Raw genomic sequence first — 13,352 nt, 5'->3', positions numbered from 1 at the left:
GATGAAATGAGCGCAGCACCACAAGCACCGGCCCCTGTAGCGTCAACAGTAATCGACCCTGTCGCCTATGCGGAGTGGGATGGCCTGCTCGATACATTTGACTGGTTGCGTGAAAATATGCCGGTTACGCGTGTGGAAAATGGCGACCTGCATGATCCGTTCTGGCTGGTGACCGGTTATGATGATGTCATGCGGATCAGCAAGGATAACAAGACGTTCCTTAACAGTCCGCGTGGCGTGGTATTCGGATTTCGCGAAGGCGAGGAAATAGTGAAAGCGGTGACCGGCGGCAGTCCGCATCTGGTCAATTCGCTGGTCGCGCTCGATGCACCGATACATCCGAAATACCGCCGGCTGACCCAGGAATGGTTCATGCCGAAAAACCTTAAGCAGCTCGAAGGGGAGATTAGCGCGCTGGCCAAGACTACGGTTGATCGGTTGGTGGAGGCCGGACCGGAAGCGGATTTTGTTCCGCTAGTGGCGTCGCCTTATCCGCTCCATGTGATCATGCAAATATTGGGCGTGCCGGAGGCGGATGAGCAGCGGATGTTGTTCCTGACCCAGCAAATGTTCGGCGGACAGGATGAGGACCTTAACAAGACTGGCATGGCCAACATGACGGCGGAACAGATCACGCAGTTGGTTATCGGAGCGGTCGCCGATTTCGAAGCCTATTTTGCCAAGCTGACCGAAGAAAAGCGCGCCAATCCCACCGATGACGTCGCCAGCGTGATTGCCAATGCCAAGGTTGATGGCGAATATCTCAGTGATCGCGATATGGCGGGCTATTACATCATCGTCGCGTCGGCAGGTCATGACACAACATCGGCTTCAACCGCTGGCGCGATGATGGCGCTGGCGCAGGACCCGGAACAGTTTGCGCGGCTCAAGGCCGATCGTGATCTGCTACCCGGCATTGTTGAGGAAGCTATCCGCTGGACCTCACCGGTGCAGCATTTCATGCGCACGGCCGCCGAAGATGTCGAGATTGGCGGGGTGCATATTAAAGAGGGCGACTGGTTGATGATCAACTATGTCGCGGCCAATCATGATGATCGGGTGTTTGAAAATCCCCGCAAATTTGATGCGGCGCGTTCACCCAATCGCCATCTGGCCTTTGGCGCTGGCGCGCATCAATGTCTTGGTTTGCATATGGCGCGGTTGGAAATGAAGATATTGTTCAACGAGCTGCTCGATCGGATTGAAACGGTCGAGTTGGCCGGAGAACCCAAACGTGCGAAATCCAGTTTTGTCGGCGGCCTGAAAACGCTGCCACTTAGATATACTCTATCAAAATGACAGGCGCGGATAGACTTGTAATAGGCTAAACACACACAAAATAGAAATCAACCGGCAGAAATTCCAAAAGGAGAGCGACATGATTACCCAGTATAAGAATCTCATCAATGGCCAGATGATCAGCACAGACACCATGCTGGACGTGGTCAATCCCGCCAATGAAGAAGTGATTGGCCAGGTGCCGTCCTGCGGCGAGGCAGAGCTGAATGAAGCGGTCGCTGCCGCGCGCGCTGGTTTTCCGGCGTGGAGCAAGAAATCGATCGATGAACGCCGCGCTGTGGTGCAAGCGATTTCCGCAACAATCAAGGAAAATAGCGACGAGCTGTTCCGCCTGCTGACCGCAGAGCAGGGCAAGCCGCATGCGCAGGCGCAGGGCGAAATCATCGGCGCATCGATGATGGCCGGGGCACAGTCCACGCTGGATCTTGATGACGAGATTAACGAAGATACCGACGAACGCCTCAGCCGTACCCGCCGGGTTCCGGTTGGCGTGGTTGGCGGCATTGTGCCGTGGAACTTCCCGGTGATGATGGCGGTGCAGAAAATTGCGCCGGCGCTTTTGTCGGGCTGCACCATCGTCCTGAAACCATCGCCATTCACACCGCTTACCACGTTGCGGCTGGCGGAATTGATCAAGGACGTCGCGCCTGCCGGTGTGGTCAACATTTTGACCGGCGAAGACAGCCTCGGTCCGCTCATTACCGGCCATCCTGATATTGACAAGATTACCTTCACCGGCTCGACCGCGACGGGTAAGAAAATCATGGAAGGCGCTTCCAAGGATCTCAAGCGGATCACCCTGGAACTGGGCGGCAATGATGCGTCCATCGTCCTGCCCGATGCCAATGTCGAGAAAGTGGCCGAGCAACTCTTCTGGTCGAGCTTCACCAATGCAGGGCAAATCTGCGTCGCGGCAAAACGCATTTATATCCATGAAGATATTTATGACGAGCTGAGCGCGGCCATTGCCGAATATGCCAAACATGTGAAAGTCGGTGACGGAGCGCAGCAAGGCACAGCGGTTGGTCCGATCCAGAATAAGAAGCAATATGATCGTGTCATCGAGCTGGTTCAGGATGCCAAGGATAATGGCTATAAATTCCTCGTCGGCGGCGATCATGACCCTGATGTTCCAGGCTATTACATGCCGATCACGATCCTCGACAACCCGCCGGAAGATGCGCGGATTGTGGCCGAGGAACAATTTGGCCCGGTCATGCCGCTGATGAAATTCAGCACCGAAGACGAAGCGATCCAGCGTGCCAATGACAGCGAATATGGCCTGGCCGGTGCGGTCTGGACCGCCGATCCTGACAAGGGCGTCGAGATTGCCGAACAACTGGAAACCGGCACCGTGTGGGTCAACGAATTTCTCCATCTGTCGCCATTTGCTCCATTCGGGGGACATAAACAGTCCGGCTTTGGCGCGGAATATGGCAAGGAAGGACTGCTGGAATTCACCTACCCACAGGTGATCACGGTCAAGAAGAACAATGTGCCTGCTTAAGGCCCCTGCCTAAAAGGCGGGTTATGATCGAACAAAGCCGGTTATCACAATTGTGATGATCGGCTTTTTCATTTGACGCTAGGGCGGTGCAGGTTTAATCGTTCAGTTAAATTTTGGATTCTCAAACAGTTTTAAGGAGCAGGAAGATGGCAGAAGCCTATATTGTAGATGCAGTGCGGACCGCAGGTGGCCGCCGGGGCGGCCGACTGGCGGGCGTTCATCCGGTTGATCTGGGCGCAGCGACTCTGGACGCGATTGCCGACCGCAACGATTTTGATGCGGCGGCCATTGAAGATGTCATCACCGGCTGTGTGATGCAAGGCGGCGAGCAATCCGGCGATGTCGGTCGCAACAGCGTCTTGGCATCGAAACTGCCTGACAGCATTCCCTCCGTCTCAATCGACCGTCAGTGCGGATCATCGCAGCAATCCATCCAGTTCGCCGCACAGGGCATTATGTCGGGCACGCAGGACATGGTATTGGCGCACGGCATTGAGAGCATGACGCGCGTGCCAATGGGTTCGACCTTCAAGCTGTTCAAGGACGCAGGTTTGGGCACCAACAAGAGTGAGCGGCTTGAGGAAGCCTATCCCGGCGTTCAGTTCAGCCAGTTCATGGGCGCGGAAATGCTGGTCAAAAAACATGGCTTTAACCGCGATGACCTCGACGCCTTTGCGTTGGAGAGCCATCAGAAGGCGATTGCCGCGACTGAATCCGGTGCGTTTGAAAATGAAATTGTCGCCGTGAAAGTGGAAACACCCGAAGGCGAAGAAATGCACAAGGTCGACGAAGGCATTCGCTTTGACGCCAGCATGGAAAGCATCGGCGGTGTGAAAGTATTGCAAGAAGGCGGCGCGATTACCGCGGCCAATGCCAGCCAGATTTGTGATGGCTCCAGCGCCGTTCTGGTCTGTTCCGAGCAAGCCTTGAAAGACCACGGCCTGACGCCGCGTGCAAAGATCGTCAATCTGACCGTGACCGCTGGTGATCCGGTGATCATGCTCGAGGAGCCGCTGTTCGCGACCGATCGCGCGCTCGAGCGTGCAGGTATGAACATTGGCGACATTGATCTCTATGAGGTCAACGAAGCTTTCGCGCCCGTGCCGCTCGCATGGCTGAAACATACCGGTGCAGACCGCAGCAAGATCAACGTCCATGGCGGCGCGATTGCTCTGGGCCACCCGCTTGGCGCGTCCGGCACGAAGCTGATGGCGACCTTGCTCAACGCGATGGAAAATCGCGGTTCCAAATATGGTCTGCAAACCATGTGCGAAGGCGGCGGTCAGGCCAATGTCACGATTATCGAACGTTTGAATTAAGTTTAGAACAGAAAGAAAACTCATGGAACTCAACAACACAATGTCGGCCGTCGTTACGGGCGGTGCCTCTGGTCTCGGCGCAGCGACAGCGCGGCGCTTGGCGGAAAAAGGCGTCAAAGTTGCCTTGTTCGACCTGAACGAAGAAAAGGGCGAAGCGCTGGCTGCCGAACTGGGCGGTGTTTTCTGCAAGGTCAATGTGACCGAGGACGACAGTGTCGATGCCGGCTTTGAAAAAGCACGTGCGGCCATTGGTCAGGAGCGTATCCTTGTTAACTGTGCCGGTATCGGTAACGCGATCAAAACCGCCAAGCGCAGCCGTGAAGATGGCTCGATCAGCCATTTCCCCTTGGATGCTTTCAACTTTGTCATTCAGGTCAATCTGGTCGGCACGTTCCGCTGCATCGCGAAATCGGCGGCTGGCATGCTGACGCTTGATCCGCTCGACGACAATGGTGAACGCGGCGCGATGGTCAACACCGCTTCGGTTGCGGCTGAAGACGGCCAGATGGGCCAAGCCGCTTATTCCGCTTCCAAAGGCGGTGTGGTTGGCATGACCTTGCCCATCGCGCGCGATCTGATGGCCGAAGGCATAAGGGTGAACACGATCCTGCCGGGCATTTTCGACACGCCGCTGCTTGCTGGTGCGCCGGATAAGGTTCGCGATGCATTGTCGGCTTCCGTGCCTTTCCCGAAACGTCTCGGTCAGCCGGACGAATATGCAAAGCTCGCCATGTGCATGATCGAAACCGGTTATTTCAACGGTGAAGATGTGCGGCTTGATGGCGCAATCCGTATGGCACCACGGTAATTGGCTTTCATCCTCTCCCCTTGAGGGAGAGGACAGATTTGCTTGCGAGTTTGCTCGCTAGAAAATCTTGGAGAGGGGTAAGAGGGCACGCCAAGCCAATCCCCTCTCCAACTTCGCTAGGCAGGAAAGCTGCCAAGCTCTCGTTTCCTCTCCCTCAAGGGGAGAGGAGTATTAAAGGAGAGGATCCTCCCCATGACCTACACCCAGATCAAATATGCCGTCGCCGATAATATCGCGACGATCACGATCAACCGTCCGGAAAAAATGAACGCCTTTACCAACACGATGTTGAAGGAAATGTGCGACGCGTTTGATCAGATTGATGCCGACGATGATGTGCGCGCCGTGGTTGTGACGGGATCTGGAGACCGCGCCTTTTGCGCCGGTGCAGACCTGACACCTGAAGGCGGGGCAAAGCCCTTTGCCAGTAGTGATCCGGTGGAGGACTATTCCGATCCGCGGGTCCGCGATGGCGGCGGCAAGCTGACTTTGCGTATCTATCAATGCCTGAAGCCTGTGATTGCCGCGGTCAACGGGGCTGCTGTTGGCGTTGGCGCAACAATGCAGCTGCCAATGGATATTCGCCTTGCCAGCGATACCGCGCGTTTTGGTTTCGTCTTTGCCCGGCGCGGGATTGCACCTGATGCGGCGGCGAGCTGGTTCCTGCCGCATATTGTCGGGCGGCCACAGGCGATCGAATGGTGCATGACCGGGCGGGTGTTCAATGCACAGGAAGCCCTCGACGGCGGCCTGATCCGCTCGATCCACAAACCGGATGAGCTGCTGCCCGCTGCCTATGCCTTGGCGCGGGAAATTGTCGACAATACCGCCCCTGTTTCCATCGCGCTGACCCGGCAAATGTTGTGGCAGATACCCTGCGCCGATCACCCGATGGAAGCGCACAAGATTGACAGCCGGATCATCTATAATCGGGCAAAATCCGGCGATGCCGCAGAGGGCATTGCCAGTTTCCTCGAAAAGCGCGATCCGGTCTATCCGGATAAAGTATCGTCAGACATGCCAGACACCTTTCCATGGTGGGAGGAACCTGTTTATAAGTGATCACTTGAGTTGTGGCCTATGGAGTACGGGCCTGCCGAGTTAGGGGATAGAAGATGAGCGCCGATAAACAGGCCGACAAAAACGGGGAAATCGACGGAGCCAGCGCACGCGGCAAGCTGATCGAAACAGCCAGCCAGATCATGCGCGAAGGCGATACGATCGATATTTCCTTTAGCGAACTTTCCGTGCGTTCCGGTCTGAACAGCGCGCTGGTCAAATATTATTTCGGCAACAAGGACGGCTTGCTCGAGGCGATTCTCGAACGCGACATGACCAAGATTGTCGAGGATGTCGGGCTGTTGATCGCCAAAGATATGCCGCCGGAGGACAAGTTGCGTCACCATATCGGCGCGGTGATCGACACCTATTATCAATATCCCTATATCCACCGCCTGACCATGCGCCTGATCCGCGATCTGCCGCCCGAAGGCGCGCGGGATATTGCCGAGAAATATCTCAAACCCCTGTCCGAAGCCTATAGCATTTTTGTCGGCGACGGCATCAAGACCGGCGTTTTCCGCGATCTCGATCCGCAGCTATTCTACTCCGCCGTCACCGGCGCCGCAGACCGGTTTTTCACCGGCAAGCTGGTATGGAAATATTGCTATGGCCGCGATGATTTCCACGAGAAAATGCGCGACGCCTATCGCGAGCAGACGGTTGACCTGATCATGGCCGGGATATTGAAGTGATGATTTAGCGGCAGGGCGTCTGCAACCAGATGCCCGTCGCTACAAATCGGCCATGATTTTTTGGCCTGTAATAAGAAACCTTTGGTGGAACTAAAGGCCAGTATTAGCAGCGGTTCGCCAACCTTTGCCCACCAACCAATCAAGCCTTTCGTACGACCAGATAGCGGCTGAGAAGCATGCCGTTTTGATCGCCTGTTTCGATTATCTTGAACCCTGCTGCCTTAATCTTTCCTTCAAGTGCATTCGCCGACATAAATTCGACAAATGGAGCTTTGCCGATGGCCTGCATGATAGGTATCGCTATATAACGGATCAGCGCGAATTTGAGTCCAGCGTTGTAGGGTGCACAAACGGTCTTTGAAATGAAGAGGCCACCCGGTTTGACCAACGCTCTGATATGGGCAAGTGCGCTATCGAGGTCGGTTACCAGATGAAGTAAATTATGGGCCATGACCACGTCATATGGGCTATCATCGGTGCTATGATCCTTTACTTCAGCGACCGCGAACGTGACATTGTTCAAACCCTCTTCCACCAGTTTCTCATTTGCTATCTCAATCATTCCAGGCGCGATATCAGTGGCAGTGATATGCTTCACATGGGGAGCGAGAAGGAGCGCCGTCGATCCTGTTCCACACCCTATTTCCAGCGCGGTATCGCCGGGTTTGAGATAAGATTTGGTGCGCTCAAGCGTATTAAGATAACCGTCCATATCACCGATGGGATTAGCGGCATATTTGCGGGATCTTTTGCTCCAGAACGCAGCATCGTTTGAAATGGGGGCCATCGTTTGTTCTTTCCTTCTAAGATTTAGTCTTTGTTTAAACCTAAGCATATTTCTTTTGAATTGTCGTTTTTCGCAATTTCGTTATGCATAAACGCATGAACTGGGATGCGATAAATTTTGACTGGAACCAGGTACGTTCGTTTCTGGCTACGGCAGAAGAAGGCTCTTTTTCTGCTGCAGCACGGGTGCTGGGACAGACTCAACCAACAGTAGGTCGACAGGTTGCTGCTCTTGAAGCAGCGCTAGGTGTGGTGCTGTTCGAACGGGTTGGCAAATCTCTAAATCTCACCAGCACAGGCGCTGAACTGCTATTGCATGTGCGGGAGATGGCCGATGTTGCGAACCGCATTTCTTTGACGGCTTCAGGCCAGTCTCAATCGGTTGATGGACTGGTTAAGATCACAGCTTCAGATATGATGTCGGCCTATCTGTTGCCACCCGTTTTGAGACAAATACGTCTGGCAGCACCCCGACTGGAAATTGACTTGGTGGCGGCCAATGAGATTCGCGATATCCAACGGCGAGAGGCCGATATTGCCATCCGGCATGTTCGACCATCGCAACCCGATCTTATTGCCCGGCTGGTGGCAGAAGATTCAGCAAGTTTCTATGCTGCGACATCCTATCTTGAGAGGGTTGGCCGACCGAATAATGAGACGGAATTGGCCAAGCTTGACTTTGTTGCCTTTGGTGAAGTGGAAGAGATTATTGGCTATTTGGAACCAGCCGGCATCCCCATTACGGAGCAGAATTTTCGCCTCGGTTCGAAAAGCGGAGTCGTCGCGTGGGAAATGATCCGTCAGGGCTTTGGAGTCGGTGTGATGTCGGACAAGGTGGCGGAATTAACACCGGGTATCGAGCGCGTTCTGCCAAAGCGCGAACCGTTCACGTTTCCCATCTGGCTGGCAACCCATTCGGAACTGCATACCGCCCGCCGAATCAGACTGGTATTCGACATCCTCGCAGAATATTTCAGCTGCGGACGATAACATGGATTTGAAAAACAATGGCGCACCCGAGAGGAGAAACTTCGAGCGCGCTATTTGATGTTTTGGCAGAGTGGAACGACCATTTCAAACACAGGCTTGGAAGGAATTGATGGGTCAAACTCATTATGGGGCGGTGGATCAGGTTCTTGAAAAAGCCGTCAAACGCCACGTTGAAAAGGCTAAGAAGGAGTATGCAAAGCTAAAATCTGGCTCAGCATCTGATGAGCAGCGAAAACGAGCATGTGTCCCTTTGCTGGAGATATCGAGCTTTGCCAGTTGATCCTGCAACAAACAGCACCGCGATCACATCATATAGATGCGTTTCAACACAGTAGTTACCATTCTCCTCCCAGCGCAAGATTCAGCGCAATCCACTGGTCCAGCCGCGCTCGACGAATAGCGACTAGACCCTGCTCCGCATTAAACAAGCGTTGCTGTACGCTCAGCGCATCAATCAGATCGGTTTCCCCCTCAAGATAGCGAAATTGCGTGAGTTCATAGGCGCGGGCGGATTGCCTGGTTGCTTCCTCCTGCCGGGCTTCACGTTCTCGCAAAACTTGAGCCTGATCGAGACCATTTTCAACATCTGTGAGCGCCTGCAAGGCTGCGCCCGCATAGGCCGCAATTGCCGCGCGCTGGTTGGCGTTGGCTTCTTCCACCGCCGCATCGCGCGCGCCACCATCGAAAATGGGTTGCAATACGCTGCCGACAATCGACCAGACCAGATTGGGTCCGTCGAGCAAACTGCCGAGTTCATTGGAAGCACCACCAATAGTTGATGTTAGACTTACAATCGGCAGACGCGCAGCTTTGGCCTGGTCGGTGTTGGAAAAGGCAGCCGCGACGCGACGCTCGGCGGCGATGATATCAGGCCGACGTTCCAGCAATTCCGACGGTAGCCCGGCCGGCGGCGTTTGCGGTGTCTCTGGCAGTGTTTGCGTAACACGAATACGGTCAGCTGGATAACGTCCCAGCAACTGTTCCAATGCGCGCCGTGCCAATCGTTCCCCGCCTCTAGCATTGGCGAGCGTTTCAGAGGCTGTGGCCAGATCAGAAGCGGCTATCGCCGTGTCCTGTGCCGAAGCGAAGCCCTCTCGATAGCGAACCCTTACGATACGGTCGATTTCAGCGAGCGATTCGACCGTCCGCTTGGCAACACCGATCTGCAGCCGCGCTTCGATACTAGCGAAATAGGCTGAGGCGACTGCCTGGGCGAGCGTGTGTTGGGCAAAAAGGAAATCGGCTTGGGCTGCTTCAGCGCTGTAAAAGGCAGCGTCACGACCAGCGCGCAAGCGACCCCATAGATCTGGCTCCCAGTCGGCCTGCAGGCCTACGTTCAGTTCTGTTTCGTTGGCAAAAGAACCTTCGATACTTTCTTGGCGTGATGCGCGGGCAGTCGCGCTGACCGCTGGCAACAAAGCCGCTCGTGATTGCCGAACCAACGCACGCGCCGCATCGACATTAGCGGCAGCGGCACGAATATCAGGGTTATTGGCCTGAGCCTCGCGCACTAGCTCGCTGAGCACCGAATCGCCAAAGCGGTCGATCCAACCGATCTGGACCGAGCCTTGCTGGAAATCAGGCGTCTGCCACTGTTCAGGGAGTGAAGGTAGGCTTGCTTGCGTTGCGTCGCGTACATCCTGTTGTGTGCTGATCGAAGCACATCCACCCAGCGCAGTGGCTATGGCAATAATAAGAAAAACTCGAGATTTGCTCATGCCAAAGCCTCCTTGTCATTTCCGGATAAACGATTGCCCTCATTTTGCTCTTCATCATCAACGGGGTCTGGGGGAGTAGCACTTTCCTGCTCAGAAATGCCGAACAGTGCAGCATAGATCACAGGCACCAAGACAAGTGTCAAAATCGTTGCGAAGCTGAGGCCGAACACCAGCACAACTGCCATTGACTGGAAGAAGGCATCGAAAAACAGTGGGATTACGCCGAGCACGGTTGTGCCCGATCCCAGTAATACAGGCCTTACGCGGCTCACCGCGCTGTCCATGATCGCATCGAAACGGGGTTTGCCCTCACCGATCTCCAGATCGATCTGGTCGACTAGCACGATTGCATTTTTGATCAGCAATCCAGCTAGCGAAAGTACACCCAGTATCGCCATGAATTCAAATGCCACACCCATAACCAGCAATCCAAACACCACTCCAACCAGAGCGAGAGGAACTACCGACCAGATGACGAGCGGCTGGCGCAAGGCGTTGAACAATAGGATCACTACCAGCACCATGGCACCAAATCCGAGCGGTATCGCGCCCATCAATTGTTGGTTGGCTTCCTCACTACTACCGGACTCACCATCCCACTCCAAGGAATAGCCCGGCGGCAACGGAATTGCTTCGATCAGCGGCTGAACCCGAAGCTGCAGATCACCGGCAATGACACCCGGAGCCGGATCGGCTTGCGCCTTGATTGTCCAGACATTTTCAGCGCGCCGCAATCGTCCATCACGCCATACTGTGTCAATTCCATCAGTCACTTGTTCCAACGGGACGGCCTGGCCTGATGCCCCAATGATCTGGATACCATTAATTCCTTCTATATCATGTCGCTCACTTTCGGGCGCACGTGCGACGATCGGGATCAAATCATCATTTTCCCGATAGACGCCAACTTGCTCGCCGGAATAGTTGCGGGCCAATGCGGCACCGAAATCGGACCGGCTAACGCCCGCACGGCGCCCTTTCACCTCGGAAAAGATCGGCTCGATGGCGGCTACTTTTTGCCGCCAGTCGTCCTTGATCGCGATTGCCTCGCCATCTTCAGCATATATCTGTTTGGCTTGGTCAGCTAGCTCGCGCAATACTGCTGGGTCAGGGCCCGAAAAGGTTGCTTCGATCTTGGATCCGCCGCCCGGCCCCAGAACAAAGCGCCAAACCTTGCCTTGAGCATGTGGCATTGTGCGATCAATATGCGTTTGCACCTGTGGGATAAGATCATCCAGCCGCTCATAGTCATCGAGTTTTACCAGCATCTGCCCATAAGCGCTGTTGGATGACTGGAACTGGTAGATCAACATGTAGCGCAAAGTGCCCCGGCCCACGACAGTGTGGACTGTCTCTACACCATCAAGGCCGGAAACATATTCTTCCAGCTTTCGCATGTCGGCATTGGTTCGCTCTATATCGGTGCCTTCTGGTAACCAATAATCGACGACCAACTGCGGTGTTGTTGATGCAGGGAAGAATCCAGGCGTGACAAAACTGAAACCAATAATTGAGACGAAGAACAATCCCGCAGCGCCGCCTAACGTCATTTTCTTGCGCTTAACAAGTGCGCGCACTAGCTCACGAAAGCGGGTCATCCAGGTCGATTCTGTTTCAGCGGTTTGATCGCCCTCGTCATTTTTCTGCAACTCTTCTTTGAGCAGCAAACTACACAGGAAAGGTGTAATAGTGATGGCGAAGACCCAGCTGAACAATAACGAAACCAGGATCACCCAGAACAGATCGCCTGTGAACTCGGCCGTATCGCCTGGAGCCAGACCTATCGGCGCAAAGGCCAAAATACCGACCAATGTTCCGCCCAAAAGCGGCCAGATGGAGCGACGCACAACATCGCTGGCTGTCTCGATCAGCTTGCGGCCTTTTTGCAGTCCGTTCAGGACACCGTCGGTCACCACAATTGCGTTGTCCACCAGCATCCCAAGAGCGATGATCAGTGCGCCAAGCGATATGCGGTGCATGGGAACGTTGATGATATACATGGTGCCAAGCGTCGCTGCGATAGTCAGCAGTAGCCCAGCCCCAATAATAAGACCGGATCGCGGACCCATGAATATAAACAAGGTACCAATCACAATGATCAATGCGATCACGACGTTGATGACAAAATCAATCACGGATCGGTCGACAATCTCACCCTGATTGTAGAACTCATGTAGCACCATTCCCGCTGGACGTTCTGGTGCAACCTCTTCCAGCTTGCCGGCAATGTCTTCAGCAATGGCAACGACATTTGACCCGGAAACCGCTGCTATTCCCAATGCCAGCGCCGGCTCGCCGTCGTGATACATTTCAAATTCGGAAGGTTCTTTATATCCTCGCGTGACCTTTGCAATATCGCGCAACTGCACCACGCGGCCATTGGCTGATGAGACTAAGAGGTTCTCGATTGCTTCGACGGAGTCGATATCTCCGCTGGGAGAGATAACCAGCCGCTGGTTGTCGATCACAACCGACCCACCGCCAACGACCGTATTTTGTGTGGCCAGCTGGTTAAATATCAGTTGCGTAGTGTTACCCAAGGCGGCCGCGTTCTCGCGCGTTAGCTCGACATAGATAACCTCTTCCTGATCTCCAGCGATATTGACTTTGCCAACGCCCGGCACCGACAAGATATCGCGGCGCAGCGCCTTTGCGTAGCTGCGAAGCTCCGCCATTGTATAGCCGTCGCCTGTGAGTACATAATAGATACCGAACACATCACCAAAGTCATCAAACACAACCGATGGCACCGTGCCAGGAGGCAAATCGCTTTGCGCGTCGGCAATCTTGTTACGCAATTTTGTCCAGATAAGTTGCAGATCGTTTTTGCTCGGCGCAGCTTCGAACTTGATTTCAACTTCCAGCTCCGAAAATCCATCGGATGATACCGATTTGACCTCTTTAACTTCAGCCATATCTTGTAGGGCTTCCTCAAGCGGGGCCGAAACCTCCCGAGCGACCTCTTCTGGGCTGCCGCCGGGATAGGGCGTAAAGACCTGCGCCACTCGAATGGTAAACTCCGGGTCTTCAAAGCGTGGCATGTTGGCGTAGGCGAAGCTACCTGCAAACAGTGATAATAAGATCACGATCCACATGATGAGACGGTTTTTGATACTGAAGGCGGCAATATTCATGGCGAGACGTCCTCGGACAATAAAGTGTTCTCAGGTT

At 54.5% G+C, this 13,352-nt stretch carries 11 protein-coding genes; 8 read left to right on the top strand and 3 right to left on the bottom strand.

Annotated features, from left to right (window positions below; all coding sequences use genetic code 11):
• Nucleotides 1-6: 6 nt before the first annotated feature.
• The 6 genes from BS29_RS16355 (at nt 7) to BS29_RS16330 (ending at nt 6,687) form a co-directional block, all read left to right on the top strand.
• Complete coding sequence (locus tag BS29_RS16355) at nt 7-1,299, top strand: cytochrome P450 (RefSeq protein WP_229954694.1); 1,293 nt, start codon at nt 7-9, stop codon at nt 1,297-1,299.
• 79 nt (nt 1,300-1,378) lie between these two features.
• Nucleotides 1,379-2,806, top strand: coding sequence for an aldehyde dehydrogenase family protein (locus BS29_RS16350; RefSeq protein ID WP_229954693.1), 1,428 nt, complete (start codon nt 1,379-1,381; stop codon nt 2,804-2,806).
• A gap of 146 nt (nt 2,807-2,952) precedes the next feature.
• Complete coding sequence (locus BS29_RS16345; RefSeq protein WP_229954692.1) at nt 2,953-4,125, top strand: acetyl-CoA C-acetyltransferase; 1,173 nt, start codon at nt 2,953-2,955, stop codon at nt 4,123-4,125.
• 22 nt (nt 4,126-4,147) lie between these two features.
• Nucleotides 4,148-4,933 (top strand): SDR family NAD(P)-dependent oxidoreductase, encoded by a 786-nt coding sequence (locus BS29_RS16340; RefSeq protein WP_207986412.1) that lies wholly within the window; start codon nt 4,148-4,150, stop codon nt 4,931-4,933.
• A gap of 192 nt (nt 4,934-5,125) precedes the next feature.
• Nucleotides 5,126-5,995, top strand: a complete 870-nt coding sequence (locus tag BS29_RS16335) for a crotonase/enoyl-CoA hydratase family protein (RefSeq protein ID WP_229954691.1) — start codon at nt 5,126-5,128, stop codon at nt 5,993-5,995.
• 53 nt (nt 5,996-6,048) lie between these two features.
• Complete coding sequence (locus BS29_RS16330; protein WP_229954690.1) at nt 6,049-6,687, top strand: TetR family transcriptional regulator; 639 nt, start codon at nt 6,049-6,051, stop codon at nt 6,685-6,687.
• A 139-nt stretch (nt 6,688-6,826) separates the two neighbouring features.
• Here BS29_RS16330 and BS29_RS16325 read toward each other — a convergent pair whose 3' ends face one another.
• Nucleotides 6,827-7,474: a class I SAM-dependent methyltransferase gene (locus BS29_RS16325; RefSeq protein WP_229954689.1), complete on the bottom strand. Its 648-nt coding sequence runs from the start codon at nt 7,472-7,474 to the stop codon at nt 6,827-6,829.
• 83 nt (nt 7,475-7,557) lie between these two features.
• On the opposite strand from BS29_RS16325, the gene BS29_RS16320 reads away from it, so the two are divergent.
• Nucleotides 7,558-8,463, top strand: coding sequence for a LysR family transcriptional regulator (locus BS29_RS16320; RefSeq protein ID WP_229954688.1), 906 nt, complete (start codon nt 7,558-7,560; stop codon nt 8,461-8,463).
• 70 nt (nt 8,464-8,533) lie between these two features.
• Nucleotides 8,534-8,743: a hypothetical protein gene (locus BS29_RS16315; protein ID WP_229954687.1), complete on the top strand. Its 210-nt coding sequence runs from the start codon at nt 8,534-8,536 to the stop codon at nt 8,741-8,743.
• Nucleotides 8,744-8,798: 55 nt separating this feature from the next.
• Here the strand turns inward: BS29_RS16315 and BS29_RS16310 are convergent, their stop codons facing one another.
• Entirely contained in the window at nt 8,799-10,181 is a 1,383-nt protein-coding gene (locus BS29_RS16310) for an efflux transporter outer membrane subunit (protein ID WP_229954686.1), read from the bottom strand.
• Nucleotides 10,178-13,315, bottom strand: coding sequence for an efflux RND transporter permease subunit (locus tag BS29_RS16305; RefSeq protein WP_229954685.1), 3,138 nt, complete (start codon nt 13,313-13,315; stop codon nt 10,178-10,180). Before BS29_RS16305 ends, BS29_RS16310 begins: the two co-directional genes overlap by 4 nt.
• Nucleotides 13,316-13,352 lie beyond the last annotated feature (37 nt).

The organism is Parasphingorhabdus litoris DSM 22379 (assembly GCF_020906275.1).
Classification (GTDB): Bacteria; Pseudomonadota; Alphaproteobacteria; order Sphingomonadales; family Sphingomonadaceae; genus Parasphingorhabdus; species Parasphingorhabdus litoris.
Note: the sequence above shows the minus strand (reverse complement) of the source record. Positions and strands in the feature narration are given on the sequence as shown.

Coding starts and splice junctions, on each gene's coding strand:
- BS29_RS16355 (WP_229954694.1), top strand. CDS start 7: ATGAGCGCAGCACCACAAGCACCGGCCCCTGTAGCGTCAACAGTAATC.
- BS29_RS16350 (WP_229954693.1), top strand. CDS start 1,379: ATGATTACCCAGTATAAGAATCTCATCAATGGCCAGATGATCAGCACA.
- BS29_RS16345 (WP_229954692.1), top strand. CDS start 2,953: ATGGCAGAAGCCTATATTGTAGATGCAGTGCGGACCGCAGGTGGCCGC.
- BS29_RS16340 (WP_207986412.1), top strand. CDS start 4,148: ATGGAACTCAACAACACAATGTCGGCCGTCGTTACGGGCGGTGCCTCT.
- BS29_RS16335 (WP_229954691.1), top strand. CDS start 5,126: ATGACCTACACCCAGATCAAATATGCCGTCGCCGATAATATCGCGACG.
- BS29_RS16330 (WP_229954690.1), top strand. CDS start 6,049: ATGAGCGCCGATAAACAGGCCGACAAAAACGGGGAAATCGACGGAGCC.
- BS29_RS16325 (WP_229954689.1), bottom strand. CDS start 7,474: ATGGCCCCCATTTCAAACGATGCTGCGTTCTGGAGCAAAAGATCCCGC.
- BS29_RS16320 (WP_229954688.1), top strand. CDS start 7,558: ATGCATAAACGCATGAACTGGGATGCGATAAATTTTGACTGGAACCAG.
- BS29_RS16310 (WP_229954686.1), bottom strand. CDS start 10,181: ATGAGCAAATCTCGAGTTTTTCTTATTATTGCCATAGCCACTGCGCTG.
- BS29_RS16305 (WP_229954685.1), bottom strand. CDS start 13,315: ATGAATATTGCCGCCTTCAGTATCAAAAACCGTCTCATCATGTGGATC.